The following is a 24784-nucleotide window of genomic DNA, read 5'->3' as shown; positions in this document are numbered from 1 at the left end:
GATACCGCAAGGAAGTGAAATTATGACAAATATAGCAATATGCGGCGCAAACGGTAAAATGGGCAAAAATGTCTACAACTGCATCGCCGACCGTGACGACTGCAAAGTCGTTGCAGGTATCGACATCTTTACGAAGGAGTACGCCGACTTCCCGATAGTAGCATCTCCCGCAGAGCTCCCCGTGAAGCCCGATGTTATCATCGACTTCTCCAACCCTGCTTCGCTCGACGGACTTCTCACGTACTGCCTTTCCACGGGTACTCCGCTTGTTATCGCCTCTACAGGCTACAGTGACGAGCAGATAGCGAAGATTAAATCCGCTGCGGAACAGATACCCGTATTCTTCACATTCAATATGTCGGTGGGCATCAATCTGCTCGTAAATCTTGCAAAGAAGGCAGCCGAAGTTCTCGGCGACCGCTTTGACATCGAGATAGTAGAGAAGCACCACAACCAGAAGATAGACGCTCCGAGCGGAACAGCCATAATGCTTGCGAATGCTATAAACGAGACATTCGACAACTCCAAGCAGTATGTCTATGACCGTCACTCGCGCCGTCAGAAGCGCGAAAAGAGCGAGATAGGTATGCATTCGATACGCGGAGGCACGATAGTCGGCGAGCACGACGTTATCTTCGCAGGCAACGACGAGGTCATCACTCTTTCGCACTCTGCCGCTTCAAAAATGGTATTTGCCGAGGGCTCGGTCAAGGCAGCGATATACCTCAAGGACCAGCCCGCAGGTATGTACGATATGCAGATGCTCTTAAAGGATTGATAGCTTACGGGCAGCAAAGCCCACAAGAAGACATATCACGATAAGCCCCGAAGATTCGCTTGGGGCAGACAGTTCAAAAGCTCATTGCTTTTTGTCAATGGCGACAGGAAGTAAATATAATTTCAAAGGAGAATCCATCAATGAACAAAGTAAGAATCGGTATTGCAGGTTACGGCAACCTTGGAAAAGGCGTCGAGCTTGCTATCAGACAGAATGACGACATGGAGCTTGCAGGCATCTTCACACGCCGCGATCCCTCCACGCTCAAGCCCCTCACAGCAGGAGTTCCTGTATTCAGCATCAACGATATACAGACGAAAAAAGACGACATCGATGTTCTCATAATCTGCGGAGGCAGTGCAACAGACCTTCCCAAGCAGACTCCTGAGCTTGCCAAGTATTTCAATGTGATCGACAGCTTTGACACACACGCACGTATCCCCGAGCACTTTGCAAACGTAGACAAGGCAGCAAAGGAGAGCGGACACCTCGCATTCATCTCACTCGGCTGGGATCCGGGTCTGTTCTCGCTCAATCGTCTTTATGCGGAGTCGATACTCCCCAACGGCAAGAGCTACACATTCTGGGGCAAGGGCGTATCGCAGGGACACTCCGATGCTATCCGCAGAGTTGAAGGCGTAAAGCGCGGCATACAGTACACAGTACCGATAGAGTCGGCAATGGAAGCCGTAAGAAGCGGAAGCCAGCCCGAACTCACCACACGTCAGAAGCATCTTCGTGAGTGCTGGGTTGTACCCGAGGAGGGTGCAGACCTCGCGAAGATAGAGAACGACATCAAGACCATGAAGAACTACTTTGATGAGTACGACACAACAGTAAACTTCATCACAGAGGAAGAGTTCGACGCCAAGCACAACAAGATGCCTCACGGCGGCTTCGTAATGAGAAGCGGACTCACAGGCGACGGCGAGCAGACTCACCAGATGATAGAGTATTCGCTCAAGCTCGGTTCAAATCCCGAGTTCACAGCAAGTGTGCTCATCTGCTTCGCAAGAGCAATGGCTCGTCTCAAGGCAGAGGGAGCTACAGGCTGCAAGACCGCATTTGATATTGCACCCGCATATCTTTCTCCTCTTTCGGGCGAGGAGCTCAGAGCGAAGATGCTTTGATCTCGCGACAATAAAAAGCATAACGTGCATAAAAAACTCCTTTCGGCGGATAATAACGCTGAAAGGAGTTGTTTTTATGGTTGAACGAGACACGATACGTCTGCTTCGCGAGTGCGACTCGGGCGTAAAAATGGGAATAACGGCGATTGACGAGGTCATAGGTCATGTCAAGGGAGCGGGGCTGAAAAATGCGCTCAGTGACAGCAAGCATGAGAGCGAGCGCCTACAGACAGACCTGCAAAAGGTACTGCACGACTATCACGACGAAGGCAAAGACCCGAATCCGATGGTGCAGGGGATGTCGTGGGTCAAGACGAACTGGGAGATGCTCATTGACGGCACTGACAGCAAGATAGCCGAGCTGATGATGGACGGCTGCAATATGGGTATAAAGTCGCTGAGCCGATATATGAATCAGTACAAGGCAGCAGACGAGCGCTCGAAGGAAATAGCCAAGCGGCTTATAAGCTCCGAGGAGAAGCTCTCAGCGGATATGCGCACCTATCTGTAAATCAAAAACCGCCGCAAAAAATCTGATTTTTGCGGCGGTTCATTATTATGCTGTAACGATACTGTCAGCGTTGTGGAGCTTGAGCTTTTCAACAGCCTGCTCTCTCATCTTGTACTTGAGGATCTTTCCTGCGGCATTCATGGGGAAGCTGTCAACGAAGTCGACATATCTCGGACATTTATGCTTTGCCATGCGGGCAAGGCAGAAGTCCTTTATTTCCTGCTCGGTAGCCTCAACGCCGTCCTGAAGGATGATGCACGCCATTATCTCCTCACCGTAATCAGCATCAGGCACGCCGATGACCTGAACATCCTTGACCTTGGGATAAGTGTAGAGGAAATCCTCTATCTCCTTGGGGTAGATATTTTCGCCGCCGCGGATTATCATATCCTTGATACGTCCTGTTATCTTGAAGTATCCGTCAGACGAGCGGCGTCTTGCGAGGTCGCCCGTGTGGAGCCAGCCCTCGCTGTCGATAGCCGCAGCAGTTGCCTCGGGCATCTTGTAGTAGCCCTTCATGATGTTGTATCCGCGGGCAACGAACTCGCCGTCCGTATCATCGGGGAGCTCCTGATTGGTCTCGGGGTCAACTATCTTGCACTCAACGCCGAAGATAGGACCGCCGACGGTATTAACGCGCTGTTCAAGGGTATCGGTCGTCTTGCTCATGGTAGTCGCGGGAGAAGCTTCGGTCTGACCGTAGGTAATGCATATCTCGCTCATATGCATCTTCTCAACGACCTCTTCCATAGTTTTTATCGGACAAGGCGAGCCTGCCATGATACCCGTACGCATATACGAGAAGTCTGTCTTGTCGAAATTCTCGTGACCGAGCATAGCGATGAACATTGTAGGCACACCGTGGAAGCAGGTTATCTTCTCGCGGTTGATGCAGTCAAGACCTTTTCTCGGGCTGAATCTGGTGATAGGAGACATTGTGACGCCGTGAGTCACGGAAGCTGTCATGGCGAGAACCATTCCGAAGCAATGGAACATCGGAACCTGTATCATCATGCGGTCGGCAGTGGAGAGGTCCATGCAGTCACCGATAGCCTTTCCGTTGTTCACGACGTTGTAATGTGTGAGCATAACACCCTTGGGGAAGCCTGTAGTACCCGAGGTATACTGCATATTGCATACATCGTGTATATCGATGGTCTTGCGGACAGCCTCTACCTCGCTGTATGCGACCTTTCTGCCCTGAGCAAGAGCTGTCTCCCATGTAAAGCAGCCCTTGTTCTCGGAGTCGATAGTGATAACGTTTCTGAGGAATGGGAGTTTGGCTGAGTGGAGCTGACCTGGCTCGCAGTGATCGAGCTCGGGGCAGAGCTCTTTGATTATGTCAACGTACTTGATATCCTTGATACCGTCGATCATAACGAGAGTCATAGTATCAGACTGGCGGAGGAGATACTCAGCCTCATGAACGCGGTATTCGGTGTTCATGGTCACGAGAACGGCGCCGATCTTTGTAGTAGCCCAGAATGTGATATACCACTGGGGAACGTTCGTAGACCAGATAGCAACGTGGTCACCCTTCTTAACACCCATAGCGAGAAGAGCGCGGGCGAAGTTGTCAACGTCGTCGCGGAACTCGGGATAAGTGCGGGTATAGTCGAGCTCGGTATAGCGGAAAGCGTACTGATTCGGGAACTGATCGCAGATACGGTCGAGGATATCGGGGAAGGTGTAGTTGAGGATGCGCTCCTTCGGCCACGGGTACTGACCGTCGCCGCGCATATTGGTCTGGAGCGGGTGCTTGTGCTTTCTTTTGTAGGGAGCCATATACTCGGCAAACTGCGGTATAACGATACCTGCGTCGCTGAGGTCGGGAGCCCAGCGCTTGACCCATTCGAGCGAGATATAACCCGTGTAGTTGATAGTATCGAGAGCGGCGATCATCTCCTTAACGGGGATATCTCCTGTTCCCATGATACGGTACTGTACCTTGCCGTCAGCGCCCATTACGGAGTCCTTGACCTGGATATACTTGATAAACTCGCCGAGATTAGCGACAGTAGTCTCAGGGGACTCGTTATTGTAGCGGTAGGGGTGGTGCATATCCCAGAGAGCAGCGACCTTGCGGCTTCCAACAGCTCTGAGGAGGTCAGCGAGACGTGCGGAGTCGCTGTAGACGCCGTTTGTCTCGACGAGGAGAGTCACATTGAACTGTTCGGCAACGGGAACGAGTTTGCGGAGACATTCCGCAACATATTCGTCGTCCACCTCGCCGCCGGGAGCGGGTTCGAGGTCGCCGAGGATCCTGATATAAGAAGCTCCGAGCTTGTTAGCGAGCTCGGCATAAGCGGTAATCTCATCCTTGACCGCGTCGAATTTGTCCTTGAATTTAAGGCAGGCGCCCGAGGTGAGACAAGGAATTTCAAGTCCGAGTGAGGATAGTTTTTCGATAGTCTTGGGTAGATTTTCTTCCTTGAATGGCTGAGCGTTCACGGAGAATATCTCGTTGCCGAGTCCGCGGATCTCGATTCCGTCAAATCCGAAATCCTTTGCCATAGAGTAGATGTCAGTCCATGAGAAGTCGGGACAAGCAAGTGTCGAAAAGCTGATTTTCACTTTACATCATTCCTTTTAATAAAAAATTAACAGAACTATTATACCATATTTATGCAGAAAATGCAATAGGTTACCGAAGTTTTTTCTCGCATTGAAGCAAAAAGCCCGACCATTACAGTCGGGCTTAAAGCTTATTCGTTATAAGGCAGTTCGGAGATCTGACCTGCATCCAGAAGCTGGATTGCATATGCGTCCTTAGCGGTAACGCCGTCACCCATATTGAAGACGTCGGCGTTTGCACGGGCGGTATCGTTCAGGTCGAACTTATCCTTATTGGCAAGGAACTGTAAAATAGCGACAGCGTCGGCAACAGAGACCCTATTGTCGAGGTTAGCGTCGCCGAGGAGCTCAGCTCCCGAAGCTCGGCTGCTCGTAGTAACGGTTTCGGAAGCGGTAACTGTAGTTGCAGAAGATGTCGAACCCGTATCAGTTGTCGTCGTTGTAGTTGCTGTGGAAGTAGTAGTTGAAGTCTCGCGTGAAACAGGAGGAGTTACCGTACCGTTGTAGTAGTCGCTGAGCGAAATGCCGTTGCCGGCTGTACCGAGCGGAATCTTGTGGTCGAGGCTGATGAACATACCGCTGTCGGTCTGCCAGAGAGCCTCCTTGACGAACGCGTACTTCTCCTCGTCCCATTTGCCGAAGTCGTCGTAAACAAGTCCGCCTGTATCGCCCGAATTCTCGTTGAAGCACCAGAATGTGTGGTGGATACGCTTGTCTATCATATAGTCACGGAGCTCCTGCATCCAGTGCTTGTTCTCGCCTGTCGGGTCGTGCTCCTTGTCGATGAAGCCTCCCCACTCGCCCATAAGGAGCGGATACTTCTTTTCTTCAACGAGGTATGCCCATGTATCGTACCAGTAGTCGTCGAGCAGTGACTGGCGGTCAAATGTCTTTGATGGGTCGTCCATGTAGAACCACTTCTGCTTCCATACGAGCGGACCGTAGTCATGAGGAGAGTAAACTATCTGCTTCTTGTATTCGCCGATATCAACGGGGTCATTCTTTACGCCGCGGAGGTTTCCGCCCCACCATGCGCCGAATACCAGCGAGGGCTCGTCGTAGTGAGCGTAGTCGACGCAGGGAGTTGTCCAGTCTGCGCCCTTCTCAAAGTCGGGGTAGCACTCTATGCCCTCTATCATGATGAGCAGATTCGGGTTCTGCTCGAGGCAAGCCATAGCGCCTTTTTCTGCCGCATATTTCCAGTTATTGGCGTCCTTGGAATTGTCCCACTTCGCGAATGAACCCTCCTCGGGCTTGCCGTGGGGCTCGTTTTTGAGGTCGATAGCGATAATGGTATCGTCGTCCTTGTAGTACTCGCAGAACCATGAAAGTGCCTCGAGCCAGTCGTCCTCGGAAAAGTTGTCGTCGTACCAGAGGGGCTTCTGATGACCCATAGCGGCAGTCGTCGCACTGTGGATATCTATCATTATCTTCATGCCGTTCTCGCGGCACCACTCAACAGCCTTGTTCCATATATCGAAGCTGTACATGAGCTCGTACTGTCCCGCGGCGTCAACTCCGCCGCCTACAGTGAGCTCGGGGTTCTCATAGGGATTGACCATCATTGTGACCTCGCCTACGCCTCCGCCTGTGTCAGGACCGTGGTTCTTCCACTGGAGGATTATCTGTGTGGACATCGGTACACGGAGCAGGTTGAAGCCGTGGTCGGCTATCTGGTTGAGCATACTGTGCATATTCTTCGACCATACGCCGTCAAATACCTGTCTGCCTGCATTGTAGCCGAACCAGTTACAGCCTGTCATCCAGACGGGGTTGCCGTCCATATCGACGACCTCGGCATTCTCGTTTACATGGAGCCAGTCATCGTGGAACTCATCGGGAGCAGCCTGCGTGGTAATGCCCGCAGGGACATTTGAAGCGGCTGAAACTCCCAGCGTTACGGCAGAAAGAACGACTGCCGCAGCTCTTCTGAAGAATTTGTTTATCATTTTATTCCCTCTCTCGCAGAACAAACCGTACAAGATTTGTTCACAATAATTTACTTCATTATACACTATAAAAAAATAGATGTCAACGATTTCAAGCATAAATTCTCAATATACGGCAGATTAACAACATATAATGCTGAATTCGGAAAAAAACAAATGAGCCTCCGAAAATGGAAGCTCATCTGCCATGATATAGGGATTATTGGGGATGTCAATAAGAATAATGTCACTTTATAGATGTCTGATAAAGTCGTTTCCGACATTGACATTATTATATCAGATAAATATGAATATATTATTAAGAAAAGGTTCGTTTGAACTCCGAAAAAGCCAAACAAAATTCGGAGAAATTTATTCATCTTCAACACTTCTGACGTCTTTGGCGCTTATCCTGAACCAGAATACCGAACCTTCACCGAGCTTGCTGCGTACACCGTAGTCATAATTGTGGAGCTTGAGCACAGCCTTCACTATCGAGAGCCCGAGCCCTGTACCGACAACTTCGCGCTTGTGGTTCTCCGAGCGGTAATACTTATCGAAAATGAGCTTTATCTTCTCTTCCTCGATCCCGTCACCCGTATCGCGGACTTCGATAAGGACGCCGTTCGGTTCGTTTTTCTGACGAACAAAGACCTGCTTGTCCTCACCTGTATAATTTATAGCATTATTGATAAGGTTATAGATGACCTGTTCGATCTTAACGACATCGCAGCGTACGAGCATTTCCTCGTCGGGCTCAAAGTGGATACTATAGCCCATTTTCTCGGAAATACCTTTAAACCTGCCTATTATCTCGCCGAGTTTCTCACGAATGCGGAACTCTGACGGAGTAAGCTTTTGTCTGCCGCTCTCGAGCTTGGAGAGGTCGAGGATATCATTGACCATAAGGGAGAGCCTGTCCGTCTCGTTGATGATTATTTCGAGGTGTTCGTTTCGCTTGACGGGGTTGTCGCCCGAGAGGTCGCGGATCATCTCTGCATAAGCTTTAAGCATAGTCAGAGGGGTACGCAGGTCGTGCGAGACATTGGCGACAAGGTCGCGCTGCATAGTATCGACGCGCGAGAGCTCTTCTTCGGCATATGTCAGGGTCTCCGCGAGCTTTTTGACTTCGAGATAGCCTCTTCCGTCGAATTCGGTATTGAAGTTACCTTTTGCAAGGCTTTCCGCAGCTTCGGTGATACTGTCGATAGGCTTAGCTATCCTGTTTGACATATACAGCGAGATGAAGAAAGCGAAAATTAGCAGGATAACAGTAATTATCATCAGCTGCCGCTTGATGATGGTAACAGTCGAGCCGACTGGTACGAGCGTTGTATTGATCAGCAGGTAGCCGTCGGGGTTATCGGAAGAACCGAGGACGCAGCCATACAGAACAGTCGAGCAGTTGTTTCGCGGATTGTTGACCTTGAGCCAGATAGGCTTGTTACCGTTGTCGGTTATACGTTTCTGGTAGTAGTAAGTGCTGTTTTCGCGGCCGTGGATGATACAGCACACCGAATACTCCTTGGTGTAGATCGAGCGACCGAACCTGTCAGTGACCTCTATGCAGAGGTCGTTCGCGGAGGCGATTTTTGAGAGCTTTTCGCTGAATTCGGTCGATGTGTCGTTATTGTACGAAGCGATGATAGCATTTGATGCGATCTCGACGTCCTTCAGCTTAGACTGCGAGTAAAACTTCTCGAGGAAGAAGATCTGAAACAGCCAGAGCAGGAGGAAAACGAGTATCGTGAAACCGAGGAAATACAGCCATATGCTGAATTTCAGCGGTATGCTGCCGAATACGCTGCGGATCTTTTTAATCAGCTTCAAACTTGTACCCCATTCCTCTCAGAGTAACGATGAACTTCCTGTACTCGCCGAGGCTGTTGCGGAGCATTTTGATGTGAGTGTCGACAGTTCTGTCGTCGCCGAAGAAATCGTAGCCCCACACTTCTTCGAGCAGCTGGTCGCGTGAGAGGGCGATATTCTTGTTGCGGACGAGATAGAAAAGCAGGTCGTACTCTTTTGGAGTCATCGAAGCCTTCTGACCGTTAACGTAGACTTCTCTTCCCGAGATATCGACCTCAAGCCCCTCGAATACGAACTTGTCTGCCTGATTAGGATCGGAAGAAGGCTTATTGCGCTTCAGCACGACCTTTACGCGTGCCATCAGCTCCTTGGGGGAAAACGGCTTGACAACGTAGTCGTCTACGCCTATCTCGAAGCCGAACAGCTTGTCGTATTCCTCGCCGCGTGCAGATAGCATGATAACGGGGATATTCTTGGTCTTGTGTATCTCCTTGCAGGCTGAATAGCCGTCAAGGCGCGGCATCATAACGTCCATGATAATGAGGTCGTAATCGTTCTCATGGCATAGACTGACGGCTTCCATGCCGTTTTCGGCTTCGGTGATGTCGTAGCCCTCGAATTCGGCATATTCCCGTACAACTTTTCGGATATTGACTTCGTCGTCAACGATAAGGATGTGTGGCATGATAATAGTCCTCCGTTCTGATATCATCAAGTATAAGTATAACACAATCGACTGAAAATAGCAACAGTTTAAATATAATTCAAGAAAAGTATAAACGGCAAAGGTGTATATACTGTGATACTTTTATGTTAGCGAGAGATAATTTTATAGAAGATGTATCGTATCGGCAAAAAAATTATTGACAATTTAGTGTAAATTTGCTATAATGAAAACGAATGGGAATATCTTTCCAAAATATTACAGTTAGGGGAGTGATAGAAAATGAAGGCAGGGAACCCGCTTGCAGCTGCGATAGTCATCGCACTTGCAACAGCACTGGTCGTATTCTACGCATTTCTTCGGCCCGAGCAGACCGTCGCTGTCATCATAATCTATCTTGTAACAATCGTATCCCTTTCCGTTATAGTATATCTCATCAGCAAGATGTACGGCAAGCTCAAGACCTCTGTTGACGCTGAGGACTTCGCAAAGATAACCGAGACGCTCAACACCGAGATAATCATCTGGACCGATGATTTTTCGTATGTGGCGATGAACAAGCGTATCCGTGACCTGCTCGGTATCGGGAACGACAAATATAACGAGAAGGAAATGCTCGGGAAGGCGTTCGAGCTGCCCGACCTTACTGACGAGAGCTTCATGCATATCACGGAGATAGGCTCCCACGAAGCTCACTTCCTCACATCAGAGGACAAGCTCATAACTATAGCATGGAGCACTTCTGTTGTCAAGAAGCGCAAGAAGAACTGTGTATATCTCAGTACAGGCTTCAATCTGACCGAGATGAAGAAGATGCAGGTCAACCTCGACAGCGCCAACGATTTCTTCAACACATCCATGGACCTTGCCGAGATCGGCGTAATGATGACGACCGACCGCAAGAAGTTCATCGTATCATCGATCGCGATGGAGGCACTCGGACTTACAGCGAGCAGCATCGACGTAGGAACGCTCCGTTCGCTTATCCACCCGAATGACCGCATACAGTTTGACAGAGCTGTAAAATCGGGCGAGACCGAGAGTTCCGAGGTGCAGAACGTTGAGCTCCGCATAAAATCGCTCAACGGTTCGGCATTCCGCTGGTATTCCTTCCGTTACAAGTCGATAGAAGCATCCGCAAATACGCTCTCCCTTTTCGGCGGAGCTCTGCTTGATATCACACAGGAGCACGAGAAGGACATACTCATCGAGCGCCTTGCCTATATCGACGAAGTCACCGAGATAGCGAACCGCAACAAGCTCATGGATATCGGACAAAAGACCTACGAATGCAGCCGTCTGCTCAATTATTCCTACTGGATAATTGTTCTTGATATCGACAGATTCCACATCATCAACGATACCTGCGGCTACACGAATGGAAACTATATCCTCAAGAACTTTGCTCACATCCTTTATAAATTTGTAACTCCCGGAGGTCTTGCGGCACGAATAAGCGGCGACAACTTCGCGCTCGTGCTTCGCGATTACGGAGACGACGAGCTCCCGATACGAACTGCCAAGACCATACAGGACGAGTTCGCCAAGCTTGCGGTAGACGATTTTGCAGCAATAAACCTTAGCTGCTCGGCAGGCTTTTCAAAGCTTCCCGACGACGGCAACTCCTTCCTCGACGTCATGGAGCACGCGGAATTCGCCCTTAAATCAGGCGACGCGAACAACAGCAGTATTTACGGCTACGAGCCGAGTATGCATGATTCCATAATCGGCAATACCGAGCTCGAGAAGTCGCTTGCACTCGCTATCGACCACAACGAGCTCCAGCTCTATTATCAGCCGAAGATAGACCTCAAAACAGGAAAGATAATCGGTGTGGAAGCACTTATCCGCTGGATAAAACCCGACGGTACAGTCATAAAGCCCGATTCCTTTGTACCTATCGCAGAGAGCTCTCACCTCATCGGCAGGATAAGCGAATTCGTGCTTAACGAGGGATGCCGCCAGAACAAGCTGTGGCAGAAAATGGGCTATCCGAATATAGTAATGTCCATAAACTTCACATCCACTGATTTTTACCAGAACGACCTGAAGGAAAAGGTCCTCGACGCTCTCGCGATGTCGGGGCTTGACCCGCAGTGGCTCGAGGTCGAACTCACCGAGACTCTCGCCCTCAGCGATATCGACTTCGCGGTCGCACAGATGAACAAGCTCCGCGACCTCGGCGTAAAGCTTGCAATGGACGATTTCGGCACAGGCTACTCGTCACTGAGCTATTTGCAGATACTCCCGATAACGCTGTTGAAGCTCGACCGCTCCTTCATCACCGATATCCAGCATGACAATATCGCATATGAGATAGTATCCGCAGTCATACGTATCGCAAAGTCCAAGCGTATCGAGACTATCGCGGAGGGTATAGAGAACACAGGTCAGGAGGATATCCTCCGACAGGCAGGATGCGACTACGGTCAGGGCTATCTCTACGGAAAGCCCATGCCCGCAAACAAGCTGGAGGAATTCTTTGAGCACAACTCTGGGGTACACTACTGAAAAAACAGTTTATAACAATAAAAGACGGAGGTATGAAATTATGAAAAGACGAATCGGCATTCTCACAAGCGGCGGCGACTGTCCTGGACTTAACGCGACCATCAGAGGTGTAGCAAAGGCTTGCTACGAGCGTTTCGGCGAGGACAACGTCGAGATAGTCGGCATATCCAACGGCTACTACGGACTTATCAATAATCTCTGCAAGGATATGTCACCATCCGCATTTTCGGGTATTCTTACTCAGGGCGGAACTATTTTCGGAACAAAGCGCCAGCCGTTCAAGATGATGCAGGTCATAGGCGAGGACAACATCGACAAGGTCAAGAATATGAAGGACACTTACAAGAAGCAGAAGCTTGACTGCCTGCTGACTCTCGGCGGCAACGGCACACATAAGACTTCAAAGCTCCTTTCCGACGAGGGACTTAACGTCATCGGACTGCCCAAGACCATAGACAACGACATCTACGGAACAGACGTTACATTCGGCTTCCATACTGCTGTAGACATCGCGACCGATGTTATCGACCGTCTGCACACAACAGCCGCGAGCCACAGCCGCATACTCGTATGCGAGATAATGGGCAATAAAGCTGGCTGGCTCACGCTTAATGCAGGTATCGCAGGCGGAGCGGATATAATCATTATCCCCGAGATACCGTACGATATCGACAAGGTCTGCGAAGCAGTAATGGCAAGAAGCGCATCGGGCAAGACATTCTCTATCCTCGCCGTAGCTGAAGGAGCATTTGATGTTGCAGAGGCAAAGCTCAAGAAGAAGGAGCGTGCCAAGAAGCGTGCGGAAGCTGGAATAATCACAGCCACAGGACGTATCGCTGCTCAGATACAGGAGAATACAGGAATTGAAGCAAGAGTCTGCGTACCTGGACATATGCTCCGCGGCGGTGCTCCGAGCGCATATGACCGTATTCTTTCCACACAGTTCGGAGTTCACGCAGCATATCTCATCGCGCAGGAGAAATACGGCAGGACAGTTGCCAAGATAGGCAACAAGATAACATCCAACAAGCTTGAAGATGTAGCAGGAAAGACGAAGTTCGTAGATACCGAGAACCACCTTGTTATAGCGGCTCGTGATATCGGAGTTTCTTTCGGAGACTGAACACAGGCACTCTGAAGAGCCTGAATGATAAGAGAAAAAATAAGGGAGCTCCTTGCGGAAAGGAGCTCCCTTTTACGTATGTTGAGAACCAAAACGGGCTGTCAGTGGTCGATGCTGTTGTAGTAGGCTTCAAGCCGCGGACGAGCGCTCTTGTAGTAAGGTTCGAGGCTCGGGTCAAACTGCGACCCCATACCGCTTGTGATGATATCGTTAGCTTTTTCAAAAGACATACTGTCCTTGTAAACGCGTTTGCTGACAAGAGCGTCGTAAACATCGGCAATAGCCATGATACGGGCTTCAATGGGGATATTTTCGCCTGTCAGACCGTCGGGGTACCCCGAGCCGTCCCAGCGTTCATGGTGATAGTGAGCGACATTCTCGGCGATGAGCTTGAATGATTCGTCGTCGGTCTTAAGCAGTATCTCATGTATCACGCGTGCTCCCTCGGCGGAGTGGTGCTTCATCTTCTCGAATTCCTCGGGAGTGAAGCGCCCGGGCTTGCGGAGAACAGCGTCATCAACGGCAATTTTTCCAAGGTCATGCATAGGAGCAGCCTTGATGATATTGCGGCAGAATTCGTCCGAGAGGTGCATTTTTCCGCTTTTCTGAATCTCGTCGATAAGAATGCGGACGCCGATGCTTGTTCGTTTGATATGCCCGCCCGTGGAGTTGTCACGGCTCTCGACCATAGCCGCAAGGCTCATGATGAGGTTGTCGTGCATTTCCACTATATGACGAGTTTTTTCGTCTACTTCATTTTGCAGGTCCTCGTTATAGTGATCGAGGAGCTGAATATATTTTCTGTTCTGGGTGTCATCAGTCAGAGTGACCATATATCCGCGTTTTTTAACACCGTCGTAGAGGTAGCTGACATTCGCGATATAGATCCTGTCTGAGGCAGGATCACTTTCCGAGTGAAGTTCGTGAATGAATTCGTGCTCGTACACATTTTTTGTAAAGGAGGAGAGCCAGCCGAGGATATTGCTTGCCTTCTCATTATTTATCCTCTCGTCGACATAAAGCTCTCCGAGCACGGGAAGAATTTTTTTAGCTGTTTCATTAGAGCCGATATACCGCTGTTTGAGGTCGAAAGCGATAAAGCCTGTCTCGCCGTTCTGAACAAGAGAGTCGACGACAGTATCGTCGATATCGTAGAGGCAGAGACGGTACGAGATAAGCAGGTAAATGACTTCTGCGAAAATGTAAGCAACGGGGATTATATCCAATTTTTTTACGAGAGTCCTGCCGACAAAGTAGCTGAGTATCGAGAAGACATACGGCAGGAAGAGCAAATAGATTATGCTTCGCGGGATCTGTTTCTTCTTGAAGAAGCTGTAGATAATAGCGACAAAGCTGATGATGAAGAATAGGACGATCATCGCGAGGAAAACAGTATGCATGAACCCGTATTCACGTGTAAGCTCGGGATTCCCGTCCACTATTGAGAATGAGATGCTCTTATAGAAAATAGTCGTATGACCGATGGAGAGGACAGAGCCGTACAGGACCATACAGCATATGAAAAGCAGGTCTTTGACGCATTTGCTCAGCTTTATCTCGCACATATTCAGAATGCTGAGCATAATGAAGTATTGCAGAAAACTTGCGCCGAGGTAGATGATCTTGTTAGAAAGGATAGATTCGCCGATAGTTTCTGAGTGCGAATACATCACATAACCGAGACAAGAAATGGAAATGAATGTGAAAATCATTGTCAGAGTGATGTCGAAGTGCTTGTGCCACATAAAAACGTAGACTACAAGAAAAACAATCGAGAGCAGAAAAAGAACGGAATAATAAGCCGCTACCAAGCCGCAGCCCTCCTTTCGCGGAAATATTGCCGAGTACGCAGTGAAGCTGTAAAAATAAAAAAGTCTGCTCAACTTCATCAGATTAAAGGATTTGCGCTCCCCGAGCGAAGTTCGTGACAATAACCGACCAAAGGCGGCTATTGGGGACACATTAATTATAGCAGAAATCAACCGTAAATGCAACAGTGAACGTGAATTTTTACAGTATCCGTCCCAACGTATTCGGATACTGCCTCATCCGACAGATATCGGGCGATGTTACGAAAATACAGGCGGAAAGAGCAAGGCGGGCGAACTGCGTAGAGGCAGATGAGATAATTAAAAAATAAAAATAAAGGAATTAGCTTGCAAAGCGGAGTAAAATGTGGTAAAATATTAAAGATGTCCCAATAGCTCAGTAGGATAGAGCGACTGCCTCCTAAGCAGTAGGCCGGAGGTTCGACTCCTCTTTGGGACGCCAGCGGTTTACCCCCGCAACAAGATTCGCGGTTCAGTTTTACTGAGCCGCGAATTTTTTTATGAAAGACAACAATTTAGTTATGGTCACACATATTACCATGAATAAATCGAATGTCTATCCGAAATAAATCGGCAAAAAATCCCCGCGCGGCTTGCTATTATTAGAATAATATGTTATAAGCGGCGTGTCGCCGCCTCCGGTTTCGCGGCAAAGCTGAAAAAACGGAAGATTCCCTCGCGCGGCTTGCTATTTCTGTAAATATATGTTATAAGCGGCGTGTCGCCGCCTCCGGTTTCGCGGCAAAGCTGAAAAAAACGGAAGATTCTCCCGCGCGGCTTGCTATTTCTGTAAATATATGTTATAATGAAAATAAGTTTTTTCGGGAGTTGATAATAATGGAGACTACGTCGGTCACTGTCTCCTCATCTGACGCATCAGTCACGACATCGGATGTCAACGCGGCAGTTGAGAGCATACAGGAGCAGGTCGGTATCGCCTCTGATATCATGTCAAAAATGGGTGAATATCTCAAAAAGTATCTGCCTCTGATAATATTTGCATTGATCATCATTTTAGTCGGATATGGAGTAACAAAGCTGATAACGAAGCTGATAGACCGCGCGATGAAGCGCTCGAAGATAGAAGTTGGAGCGAAGAATTTTCTTCTTTCGGTCATCAGGATAGGGCTGTATACGGTCGTACTTGTAATGGCTTTGTCCGTGCTGAAAGTTCCGATATCGTCGATAATCACCATTCTCGGAGCGGCAGGACTTGCAGTCAGCCTTGCCTTGCAGACCTGCCTGTCAAATCTTGCGGGAGGCTTCATAATCCTTTTCTCGAAGCCTTTTGTTACGGGTGATATCATCGAGATAGACGGAACAGTCGGCACAGTCCGCGCGATAAGCATACTATACACCAAGCTTGACACATTTGACGGCAAGACAGCATTTATCCCCAACGGCAAGGTCTCGGACGCAAAGCTGATAAACTACACCGAAAGTCCGCTTCGGAGGATAGACCTGAAAATCTCGGTAAGCTACGCCGATGACTTCAAAAAAGCGCAGTCGCTGATCTGCGAGGTAATAAACAACGAGCCGCAGATACAGTCGATACCGTGTCCCGTCGTAAGGATGGGAGCACACGGTGAGAGCTCGATAGACATAGACGTGCTCGTATGGGTAAAAAACAGCGATTACATATCCACAAGATACGATCTTCTGGAAAACGTCAAGGAAGCGTTCGACAAGAACGGGATCGAGATACCGTACGGACAGCTTGACGTACACATGAAATAAAAAGACGGAGACAATATGGAAGAGAAAAAGAAAGAACAAAAGAAAAAGCTGCGTTTCCGCTGGTGGAATCTCTGCTACATATTTGCGGGACTCGTAGTAATATGGTGGTTCAATAACTACACGATCAGGATAAACAAAAACGCCTATGTTACAGATAAAGTCAGCACACGTTTCCGAATCGCAGTGATAAGTGACCTTCACGTACACGAGGGCGGCATCAGCGGCGATAAGGTACTTGAAAAGATAAGCGGAGCAGACCCCGACATGGTCTTTGTGCTCGGAGATATGTACACAACAGGCAGTACACAGGACGTCATTGATATAGCAGCAAAGGCAGTGACCGATATCGCCGCCGAGGGCTACCCCACATATTTCGTCAGCGGCGAGCACGACACAGAAAAGTATTATATCGACAAACTTGAGGCAGGCGGAGTAAACGTCATGAATTACAGAGACGAAGTAGTCGAAGTAAAGGGGAATAAAGTCCAGATCATCGGCATAGACAACGCCTATTATTCGGACACCTTCAACCTCCGCAATGAATTTTCGGCAAACGCTGATTGTCTGAGCATACTCCTTGCGCATATCCAGAATTATCCGAAGTTCGCGGATTTCGGTACAGACCTGACCATATGTGCAGATACACACGGAGGAATGTTTCAGCTGCCATTCGGACTTGGTCCGCTTGTTGACCCCTACAACAAGGACCAATGGTTCCCGAAGCTTACGACCGAGAATACAGTTTTTGACAAGGGCTGGTTTCAATACCCGGGCGGTGCGATGTTCATAACATCGGGACTCGGTGATTCGCCGTACCCTGTGCGGTTCAATAACCGTCCCGAGGTCGTCGTACTCGACATTCTTCCCGAAAAGGAGGGGAAGTGATGAAAGCAGATATCGTAGTCATCGGCGGCGGAGCATCTGGCTTAGCGGCAGCAATGGCAGCGAAGGAGACCGCAGCGAATGCGAGAGTGCTCATCGCGGAAAAGCTTCCCCGCACAGGCAAGAAGCTTATCGCCACGGGTAACGGCAAGTGCAATCTCAGCAATATGTCTCTCGGAAAGCGAAACTTCCACGGAAGTATCGACGCTATGAGCATCATCGGCAGGACACCCGACTGGCACGAGCTCTTCACCGAAAAACTTGGAGTTGCCTGTGTTACGGGAAGTGAAGGACGCGAAGGCGGAGTATATCCGCGCAGCAACAGCTCCACGACAGTTCTGAATGCACTTCGACTGAAACTTTTGGCTCTCGGAGCCGACGAGCTGTGCGAATGCGAGATAACGGAGATAAAGCCGTCGAACGGCGGTTTCACGCTTATATACAGCGGCGGTGAGATAATCTGCCGCAAGGTCATAATTGCCGCGGGAGGCTATGCTGCCCCCTCATTTGGCACAGACGGAGGAATGCTGCGTATACTGAGGGAAATGGGGATAAAGACCGAGAAGATATGTCCCGCGGTCGCCCCGCTGAGAGTCAGTCCCGAAAGGCTCAAAGGATTAAAGGGAGTGCGGATAAAGGGCGAGATAGCAGCATTTTCTGGCGGACGTGAGCTCCGCCGCGAAAAAGGGGAGATACAGTTCAACGAGAACAACGTATCGGGTATATGCGTGTTCAATCTCGCCTACCTGTTTCAGCAGTACGAGGGCAGGCTAACGCTCCGTGCCGACCTTGCTCCTGATATGACCTCAGCAGAGCTGAGTGCATATTTTCGCAGGCTCCGTGACGACCGCCGCGGCTTTACGGCAGAGGAGCTGCTGAGCGGATTTTTCGTGAAGAATCTTACAGTATGGCTTATCAGGAACGTGCTTGAAAAATCACCTTCCGAGCCTATAGAAAGCATAAACGACAAGGACATAGAGCACTTGTGCAAAGGCATAAAATCACTGGAGCTTGAAGTCACGGGCTGTTCGCCGTGGCAGAATGCGCAGTCAACTATGGGCGGGATCTCAGCAGATCAGGTCACCGAAGCGCTTGAATCGGTCAGGTACAGCGGAATGTATTTCTGCGGCGAGATACTTGACGTTGCGGGAGACTGTGGCGGTTATAATCTGCAATGGGCTTGGTCGTCGGGCACATGGGCAGGAAAAAAAGCGGCTCTGTCGCTGAAAGGCGGAAAAAATGGTAAGGGTCGGTAATATCAGAGTTCCGCTCGACTTTGATTTTTCGCAGCTTGAGCGATACTGTACAGATGAGCTCGGAATCCCCGAGAGCAGTCTACGCTCGGTGAAACTGTCGAAGAAGTCGGTCGACGCAAGAAAAAAGAACGATGTACACTTCAATATCTCGCTTGATATAGCGGCGAAAAACGAGCCGAAGCTGCTGAAGCGGCTGAAAAATGCCGTTTCGGTCGAGAAATACACATACGATGTCCCGCGCGTAAAAGCAGACAGCAGACCTGTCATAGTCGGATTTGGACCCGCGGGAATGTTTGCGGCGCTTGTGCTCGCGAAAGCGGGAGCGCGGCCGATAGTGCTTGAGCGCGGATACGACGTAGATTCGCGTGTAAAGGTTGTTGCAGCTTTTCGCTCGACGGGAAAGCTCGACACCGAGTGCAATATCCAGTTCGGCGAAGGCGGTGCGGGGACATTCTCCGACGGCAAGCTCACAACGGGCATCAAGGACAAGCGCATCCGCTATGTGCTTGAAAAACTTGTAGAGTTTGGCGCACCCGACGAGATTCTGTATATGGCAAAGCCGCACATAGGCACAGACAGGCTGCGTGAAACGGTCAAGCAGCTCCGCATTCGAGTAACCGAGCTTGGCGGAGAGGTACGCTTCGGAGCGAGATTCTGCGGCTATGAGACGAAAAACGGACATATTACCGCAGCTGTATACACCGACACTGAAGGCGAGCACAGAATAGATACGGACAGCCTTATCCTCGCCACAGGTCATAGTGCGCGGGATGTGTTCGAGCTTCTGTACGACAGGGGAGTTGACCTTTCGCAGAAAAACTTCGCAGTCGGAGTCCGTATCGAGCACCTCCGCACAGATATCGACAAGGCTATGTACGGCGATTATGCAGGGCACGCGGCTCTCAAAGCCGCCGATTACAAGCTTGTTGTCCACCTCGGGAACGGACGCGCCCTGTACACATTCTGTATGTGTCCGGGAGGGGAAGTAGTCGCAGCCTCTTCCGAGGAGGGGAGGCTTGCAGTCAACGGGATGAGCTGTTTTGCACGTGACGCGGTCAATTCCAACAGTGCTCTTCTTGTAAACGTCGGCAGCGAGGACTACGGAAGCGACCATCCTCTCGCGGGTATGCACTTCCAGCGAAAGCTTGAGGAAAGAGCATATACAGCAGGAGGAGGCAGCTACAGCGCCCCCGTTTGCACAGTCGGGGAGCTTATGGATAAGAAGCTCGGCGAGGGCTTCGGACGGGTAGCGCCGTCGTATATTCCCGCCGTAAAGAAGGCACTTCCCGACGAATATCTGCCTGAGTTTGTCTGTGAGTCGCTGCGGCTCGGGATAACTGAAATGGGCAGAAAAATAAAGGGCTTCGACGACCGCGAGGCAGTCCTCACGGGTATCGAGAGCCGCAGCAGTTCTCCCGTGCGGATAAACAGGGGAGACGACCTGCAATCCTTGTCTGTCAGGGGGCTGTATCCGTGCGGCGAGGGAGCAGGTTACGCAGGAGGCATAGTTTCCGCAGCGGTAGACGGCATGAAGTGTGCGGAAGCAGTGATCGGAAAAATGAATGGAGGCATATAATGAAAGTCAATGTAATTGGCGGCGAGATGAGCCCGCAGGAGATAGACGAGTACATCGCTTACGTAGGCAAAAAATACCCGGGCAGGCAGCTCCGTCAGCTTGACCTGCTCATCGACGGCGAGTTCGTCGACATCAGAACATACTTCAAAGACACTGATTTTCAGCACGCCTACCGTTCGGCTGATTATCTTGTCAACGATATGGACAAGCTCAATGACGCAAAGCAGAAGGAATTCTCGGAAAAGCAGCGTCACGGCGTCGGAGAGGACGAATAATGGAGCTGACTAATATAGGAACGGTCAGGGAGATACTCTCCCGCCACGGATTCAGCTTCTCAAAAGGACTTGGGCAGAACTTTCTTGTTAATCCTACAGTCTGCCCGCAGATAGCCGAAGAGGGCAATGCACAGGCAGGCTGGGGCGTACTTGAGATTGGAACAGGTATCGGAGTCCTCACGAAGGAGCTTGCTCTGCGTGCGGACAAGGTCTCGGCAGTCGAGATAGACACGCGTCTGATGCCCGTACTCGGGGAAACGCTTGCAGAGTTCGACAACATCAAAATATACAATGAAGACGTCATGAAAGCAGACCTGCGAGGCATCATCGAGCGTGATTTTGCGGGACTTCATACGGCAGTGTGCGCGAATCTCCCGTACTACATAACATCGCCCGTGATAATGCTTCTGCTTGAAAGCAAGCTGCCTATCGAGTCGATAACGGTAATGGTACAGAAGGAAGCAGCTCAGCGTCTCTGTGCAAAGGTAGGCTCACGCGAATCGGGAGCCATAACAGTCGGCGTCAACTACTACGGAACGGTACGGAAGCTGTTTGATGTATCCCGCGGGAGCTTTATGCCCTCGCCGAATGTAGATTCTGCGGTCATTCGCATAGATATAGGAAAAGAGCCGCGGCTCAGCGGCGAGGAGGAAGACTTTTTCTTCAAGGTCGTCAAGGCAGGTTTCTCACAGAGACGCAAGACAATAGCGAATTCACTTTCCTCCATGCTCGGAGCGGACAAGGAGCAGGTCTATTCGGTGCTGCGGTCTCTCGGACTGCCTGAAACCTCGCGAATAGAAGCGCTTGACATGGAGCAGTTGACGGAACTTTCCGTCGGACTTATGAAGCTGATGAAATGAGGTGTAAAAAATGAGCTTTCCAACTCAGCAGGAGACAAGAAGCAAACGCGTTATCAAGTACGACCACACGTCATATGCCTGCCCGCTCGGTATGCCCGAAACCTCGGAGCGTGTACTTGCTGACAGAAGCATATTCACAGCAGCTCCCGACCCGCACGCAGCGGCTCTGCGAAGTAGGATAGCCGTATTCGAGGGAACACAGCCCGAGAATATAGTCTGCGGCAATTCGACAGCCGAGCTCGTGTTCAGAACTGTAGTCGGACTAAGACCGAAAAAGGCACTGATATGCGCACCGACGGACAGCGAGTACAAGCGCATCCTGCTTGAAAACGGCTGTGATATTGCGGAGTATCGTCTCCCGCAGGAGAACAGCTTTGCCCTGACTACAGAATTTGCTGACTGTATCGACCGTGAAACCGATATGGTCATCGTTTGCAGCCCCAACTACCCGACGGGAGAGCTCATAACACCGTATACACTTGGCAGGATAGCCGAGCGGTGCCGCGAGAACAATACTATCCTCATATGCGACGAGCGCTATTTGCAGCTTATCCGCGGCAGCGAAAGGTTCAGTGCAAAGCACTGTTCGGGACCGCATATAATCGTGCTGAGGTCGATATCGGATTCATTCGGTATGGCAGGATTAGGTCTTGCATACGGAGTATTTGCAGCCGCTAAGATAGCAGAGATAGTATCATCGGCAGGACCCGCGCTGAATATTCCGACGCCTGCACAGCTTGCAGGAGCAGCAGCTCTTGACGACGAAGTCTATCTCAAACGTGCAGCACGTATTCTAACAGACGAGCGCAAGTATCTGTCGGAGGAGCTTACTCGGATAGGGATAATGGTGTACCCGTCGCAGGCAAATTTCCTGCTTTTCCGCTGTGAGCTGCCACTTGACGAGCTGCTTGCCAAGCGTGGTATACATATCCGCAGCTTTGCGCAGGTTACAGGTCTTGGAAGCGGCTATTTCGGAGCGGCTGTTCTCAGACGCGACAGGAATAAACGTCTTATCGCCGAAATTGAGCATATTCTTCGTGTTCGTGAGTATCTGTCGCTGTGAAATAAGGAGTGATCTATGGATAAAAAAGTCCTTACATTTCACCGAATATTATTTGCGGCGAACATACTGATATGGCTTGGATGTGTACTGTTCTACCTTATGAAATGGAGCAGCCTTCCTGCTGAGATCGGGATACATTTTGGTGCGAATGGAGATTTCGATGTGATCGCGTCGAAGGTATACGGTTTCTATCCTCACATTATCGGCGGGCTCATAACAGTCGGGCTTGCAGTTGCATTTCACATAATACCCAATAAAGGTATAGGTCTTAAAATGAAAGGCAGGGGCGAGGCTATTTTCCGTGCCGAGCTTTTATTCACGCTTGATGTTCTCCATACGATGTGTCTGGTAATATTTGCATTCTGGACACGCTCTGTTTCACTTCAGGTAGCGCTTCCGCTGCATAGTATCGGTAATGTGATCAGTGTTTTTTTGCTTATCATCGCAGTCGGGATAGCGGCACAGATCGTCACATATATAGTGTTCCGCGAAAAGAAGAAGGGAACAGAGCAAGCCGCGCTGGCACACAGATTGTCAAGGCTCATCGCGTGGCTGGTGACTTTTGGCGGCATATGGATGCTCATTGAAGTGCTTCCGAGGCTTCCGGGTGATGAAAAGCTCTACTACGACCCTGATTACTACGGTCTTGCATATTTCGCAAACATTGACAAATACCTTGACAAGCGCTATCTCATCATCCCGCATATTATAATAGTGCTGCTGCTCGTCGTGCTGGAGATCATCTCCGTCAAAGCGACGAGGGCAAAAAAGAAACCGCTTATAATGCTTACCGATGATCTGAAAGTGTTCAGCGGACTGTTTTTCTTTTTTACGAATATGACGCTTTGCAGTGAATTGAGGATAAAACCTGCATTTCTCGGGTTTTTTGCGGCATTATACACGATCTCGTTCGTGCTGTTCATAGTCAGATGCAAAAGAGAAAAGGAACAAAAATAAAAAGATCCCCGAGGCAGAGAACTTCTGCTTCGGGGAATTTTGTTTATATTACTTGCCGAGTGCGCTGAAGCCGTTCTTGAGGTCATCGAGAATATCCTCAACGTTTTCAAGACCGACGGAGAGGCGGATCATACCGCCCTCTATGCCTGCCGCAACGAGCTGCTCGTCAGTGAGCTGGCGGTGAGTAGCGCTTGCGGGGTGGAGCACGCAGGTGCGGATATCAGCCACATGAACTTCGTTGGAAGCGAGCGAGAGCGAATCCATGAACTTCACAGCCTGGCTGCGACCGCCCTTGATAACAAAGGAGATAACGCCGCTGCAACCGAGCGGGAGATATTTCTGAGCGAGCTCATAGTACTTACTGCTCTTGAGACCTGGATAATTTACGGACTCAACATTCTCATTAGCCTCAAGGAACTCGGAAACGACCTTGGCATTCTCGCAGTACTGCTTCATTCTTATCGGAAGAGTTTCAAGACCGAGGTTAAGGTAGAAAGCGGACTGAGCAGACGGATAGCAGCCGAAATCTCTCATAAGCTGCATTCTTGCCTTGATTATGTATGCAGCCTTGCCGTAAGCCTTGGTGTAAATAGTGCCGTGGTAGCTTTCGTCGGGCTCTGTGAACTCGGGGAACTTGCCGTTAGTCCAGTCGAAGTTGCCTGAATCAACGATAACACCGCCGCCCTGAACAGCATGACCGTCCATGTACTTTGTAGTGGAGTGGATAACGATATCGGCACCGAACTCGAAAGGTCTGCAAAGTATGGGAGTGGGGAAGGTATTGTCGATGATGAGCGGAACTCCGTTCTTATGAGCTATCTTCGCAAACTTTTCGATATCGAATACAGAGAGAGCGGGGTTTGCGAGAGTCTCGCCGAAAACAGCCTTGGTATTGTCCTTGAAAGCCGCCTGTATCTCATCTTCGGAAGCGTCGGCGCTTACGAAGATGCATTCGATACCGAGTTTTTTGAGGGTATAAGCGAAGAGGTTTATTGTACCGCCGTAGATAGTAGCAGCGGAGATAAAGCTGTCGCCTGCTTTAAGGATATTGAGGAGTGAGAGCAGAGAAGCAGCTTGACCGCTTGAAGTACACATCGCGCCGATACCGCCCTCGAGAGCAGCGATCTTATCCTCGACAGCCATAACGGTGGGGTTCTCAAATCGCGAGTAGATGAGGCTCTTGGTGGGGTCATCGAAAACAGCAGCCACATCATCTGTAGAATCGTAGACATAGGTAGTGCTCTGAACTATCGGTACTACTCTTGGTTCGGTGTTTTTGGGAGTATAGCCTGCGTGCAGGCATTTTGTTTCGATCTTCATT

19 protein-coding genes and 1 tRNA gene are annotated in these 24784 nt (G+C 49.9%); 14 read left to right on the top strand and 6 right to left on the bottom strand.

All coding sequences use genetic code 11. The features are described from left to right. Positions 1–22 precede the first annotated feature (22 nt). The 3 genes from dapB (at position 23) to BMX22_RS01630 (ending at position 2419) form a co-directional block, all read left to right on the top strand. Positions 23–778: a 4-hydroxy-tetrahydrodipicolinate reductase gene (gene dapB, locus BMX22_RS01640; RefSeq protein WP_074740188.1), complete on the top strand. Its 756-nt coding sequence runs from the start codon at positions 23–25 to the stop codon at positions 776–778. 140 nt (positions 779–918) lie between these two features. After that, positions 919–1908: a diaminopimelate dehydrogenase gene (locus tag BMX22_RS01635; RefSeq protein WP_074740187.1), complete on the top strand. Its 990-nt coding sequence runs from the start codon at positions 919–921 to the stop codon at positions 1906–1908. A gap of 76 nt (positions 1909–1984) precedes the next feature. Then, a complete protein-coding gene (locus BMX22_RS01630; protein WP_074740186.1) occupies positions 1985–2419 on the top strand; it encodes a hypothetical protein in 435 nt (144 codons plus the stop codon). A gap of 45 nt (positions 2420–2464) precedes the next feature. Here BMX22_RS01630 and BMX22_RS01625 read toward each other — a convergent pair whose 3' ends face one another. From BMX22_RS01625 to BMX22_RS01610, 4 genes are all read right to left on the bottom strand, one after another. Continuing rightward, positions 2465–4993: an AMP-binding protein gene (locus tag BMX22_RS01625; RefSeq protein ID WP_074740185.1), complete on the bottom strand. Its 2529-nt coding sequence runs from the start codon at positions 4991–4993 to the stop codon at positions 2465–2467. A 131-nt stretch (positions 4994–5124) separates the two neighbouring features. After that, positions 5125–6942 carry a cellulase family glycosylhydrolase gene (locus BMX22_RS01620; RefSeq protein WP_074740184.1) on the bottom strand — a complete coding sequence of 606 codons (1818 nt, stop codon included), beginning with the start codon at positions 6940–6942 and terminating at the stop codon, positions 5125–5127. A gap of 351 nt (positions 6943–7293) precedes the next feature. After that, positions 7294–8751, bottom strand: coding sequence for a sensor histidine kinase (locus BMX22_RS01615; protein WP_074740183.1), 1458 nt, complete (start codon positions 8749–8751; stop codon positions 7294–7296). Beyond that, positions 8738–9415 (bottom strand): response regulator transcription factor, encoded by a 678-nt coding sequence (locus tag BMX22_RS01610; protein WP_074740182.1) that lies wholly within the window; start codon positions 9413–9415, stop codon positions 8738–8740. The genes BMX22_RS01615 and BMX22_RS01610 overlap by 14 nt, the downstream gene beginning before the upstream one ends. Before the next feature lie 261 nt (positions 9416–9676). On the opposite strand from BMX22_RS01610, the gene BMX22_RS01605 reads away from it, so the two are divergent. Next, entirely contained in the window at positions 9677–11905 is a 2229-nt protein-coding gene (locus BMX22_RS01605; protein WP_074740181.1) for a putative bifunctional diguanylate cyclase/phosphodiesterase, read from the top strand. A 40-nt stretch (positions 11906–11945) separates the two neighbouring features. Then, complete coding sequence (locus BMX22_RS01600; protein WP_074740180.1) at positions 11946–13028, top strand: 6-phosphofructokinase; 1083 nt, start codon at positions 11946–11948, stop codon at positions 13026–13028. Between the two features lie 101 nt (positions 13029–13129). On the opposite strand, the gene BMX22_RS01595 is transcribed toward BMX22_RS01600, so the two are convergent. Next, positions 13130–14839 carry an HD domain-containing phosphohydrolase gene (locus tag BMX22_RS01595; RefSeq protein WP_074740179.1) on the bottom strand — a complete coding sequence of 570 codons (1710 nt, stop codon included), beginning with the start codon at positions 14837–14839 and terminating at the stop codon, positions 13130–13132. Between the two features lie 383 nt (positions 14840–15222). Here BMX22_RS01595 and BMX22_RS01590 point away from each other — a divergent pair. The 9 genes from BMX22_RS01590 (at position 15223) to BMX22_RS01550 (ending at position 23463) form a co-directional block, all read left to right on the top strand. Beyond that, a tRNA-Arg gene (locus tag BMX22_RS01590) sits at positions 15223–15299 on the top strand. Positions 15300–15694: 395 nt separating this feature from the next. After that, positions 15695–16594 carry a mechanosensitive ion channel family protein gene (locus BMX22_RS01585; protein ID WP_081349013.1) on the top strand — a complete coding sequence of 300 codons (900 nt, stop codon included), beginning with the start codon at positions 15695–15697 and terminating at the stop codon, positions 16592–16594. A gap of 15 nt (positions 16595–16609) precedes the next feature. Continuing rightward, positions 16610–17479, top strand: a complete 870-nt coding sequence (locus tag BMX22_RS01580; protein WP_074740178.1) for a metallophosphoesterase — start codon at positions 16610–16612, stop codon at positions 17477–17479. Further along, positions 17479–18732, top strand: a complete 1254-nt coding sequence (locus BMX22_RS01575; protein WP_074740177.1) for an aminoacetone oxidase family FAD-binding enzyme — start codon at positions 17479–17481, stop codon at positions 18730–18732. Before BMX22_RS01580 ends, BMX22_RS01575 begins: the two co-directional genes overlap by 1 nt. After that, positions 18716–20308 (top strand): NAD(P)/FAD-dependent oxidoreductase, encoded by a 1593-nt coding sequence (locus BMX22_RS01570; RefSeq protein WP_074740176.1) that lies wholly within the window; start codon positions 18716–18718, stop codon positions 20306–20308. Before BMX22_RS01575 ends, BMX22_RS01570 begins: the two co-directional genes overlap by 17 nt. After that, on the top strand, positions 20308–20583 hold the full coding sequence (locus BMX22_RS01565; RefSeq protein WP_074740175.1) for a hypothetical protein: 276 nt from the start codon (positions 20308–20310) through the stop codon (positions 20581–20583). Before BMX22_RS01570 ends, BMX22_RS01565 begins: the two co-directional genes overlap by 1 nt. After that, positions 20583–21443, top strand: a complete 861-nt coding sequence (rsmA, locus tag BMX22_RS01560) for a 16S rRNA (adenine(1518)-N(6)/adenine(1519)-N(6))-dimethyltransferase RsmA (protein ID WP_074740174.1) — start codon at positions 20583–20585, stop codon at positions 21441–21443. The genes BMX22_RS01565 and rsmA overlap by 1 nt, the downstream gene beginning before the upstream one ends. Before the next feature lie 10 nt (positions 21444–21453). Next, positions 21454–22506, top strand: a complete 1053-nt coding sequence (locus tag BMX22_RS01555) for a pyridoxal phosphate-dependent aminotransferase (RefSeq protein ID WP_074740173.1) — start codon at positions 21454–21456, stop codon at positions 22504–22506. A 15-nt stretch (positions 22507–22521) separates the two neighbouring features. Continuing rightward, a complete protein-coding gene (locus BMX22_RS01550; RefSeq protein ID WP_074740172.1) occupies positions 22522–23463 on the top strand; it encodes a DUF1648 domain-containing protein in 942 nt (313 codons plus the stop codon). A 48-nt stretch (positions 23464–23511) separates the two neighbouring features. On the opposite strand, the gene BMX22_RS01545 is transcribed toward BMX22_RS01550, so the two are convergent. Beyond that, the gene (locus tag BMX22_RS01545; protein ID WP_074740171.1) at positions 23512–24783 is read right to left on the bottom strand and encodes an O-acetylhomoserine aminocarboxypropyltransferase/cysteine synthase family protein; all 1272 of its coding nucleotides are present in this window, start codon (positions 24781–24783) and stop codon (positions 23512–23514) included. Position 24784 lies beyond the last annotated feature (1 nt).

It is taken from the genome of Ruminococcus sp. YRD2003 (genome assembly GCA_900109435.1).
GTDB classification, from domain to species: domain Bacteria; phylum Bacillota; class Clostridia; order Oscillospirales; family Ruminococcaceae; genus Ruminococcus; species Ruminococcus flavefaciens_G.
The sequence above is the reverse complement of the archived record's forward strand: the minus strand, read 5'-3'. Positions and strand labels throughout refer to the sequence as shown.

Coding starts and splice junctions, on each gene's coding strand:
- dapB (WP_074740188.1), top strand. CDS start 23: ATGACAAATATAGCAATATGCGGCGCAAACGGTAAAATGGGCAAAAAT.
- BMX22_RS01635 (WP_074740187.1), top strand. CDS start 919: ATGAACAAAGTAAGAATCGGTATTGCAGGTTACGGCAACCTTGGAAAA.
- BMX22_RS01630 (WP_074740186.1), top strand. CDS start 1,985: ATGGTTGAACGAGACACGATACGTCTGCTTCGCGAGTGCGACTCGGGC.
- BMX22_RS01620 (WP_074740184.1), bottom strand. CDS start 6,942: ATGATAAACAAATTCTTCAGAAGAGCTGCGGCAGTCGTTCTTTCTGCC.
- BMX22_RS01610 (WP_074740182.1), bottom strand. CDS start 9,415: ATGCCACACATCCTTATCGTTGACGACGAAGTCAATATCCGAAAAGTT.
- BMX22_RS01605 (WP_074740181.1), top strand. CDS start 9,677: ATGAAGGCAGGGAACCCGCTTGCAGCTGCGATAGTCATCGCACTTGCA.
- BMX22_RS01600 (WP_074740180.1), top strand. CDS start 11,946: ATGAAAAGACGAATCGGCATTCTCACAAGCGGCGGCGACTGTCCTGGA.
- BMX22_RS01585 (WP_081349013.1), top strand. CDS start 15,695: ATGGAGACTACGTCGGTCACTGTCTCCTCATCTGACGCATCAGTCACG.
- BMX22_RS01580 (WP_074740178.1), top strand. CDS start 16,610: ATGGAAGAGAAAAAGAAAGAACAAAAGAAAAAGCTGCGTTTCCGCTGG.
- BMX22_RS01575 (WP_074740177.1), top strand. CDS start 17,479: ATGAAAGCAGATATCGTAGTCATCGGCGGCGGAGCATCTGGCTTAGCG.
- BMX22_RS01570 (WP_074740176.1), top strand. CDS start 18,716: ATGGTAAGGGTCGGTAATATCAGAGTTCCGCTCGACTTTGATTTTTCG.
- BMX22_RS01565 (WP_074740175.1), top strand. CDS start 20,308: ATGAAAGTCAATGTAATTGGCGGCGAGATGAGCCCGCAGGAGATAGAC.
- rsmA (WP_074740174.1), top strand. CDS start 20,583: ATGGAGCTGACTAATATAGGAACGGTCAGGGAGATACTCTCCCGCCAC.
- BMX22_RS01555 (WP_074740173.1), top strand. CDS start 21,454: ATGAGCTTTCCAACTCAGCAGGAGACAAGAAGCAAACGCGTTATCAAG.
- BMX22_RS01550 (WP_074740172.1), top strand. CDS start 22,522: ATGGATAAAAAAGTCCTTACATTTCACCGAATATTATTTGCGGCGAAC.
- BMX22_RS01545 (WP_074740171.1), bottom strand. CDS start 24,783: ATGAAGATCGAAACAAAATGCCTGCACGCAGGCTATACTCCCAAAAAC.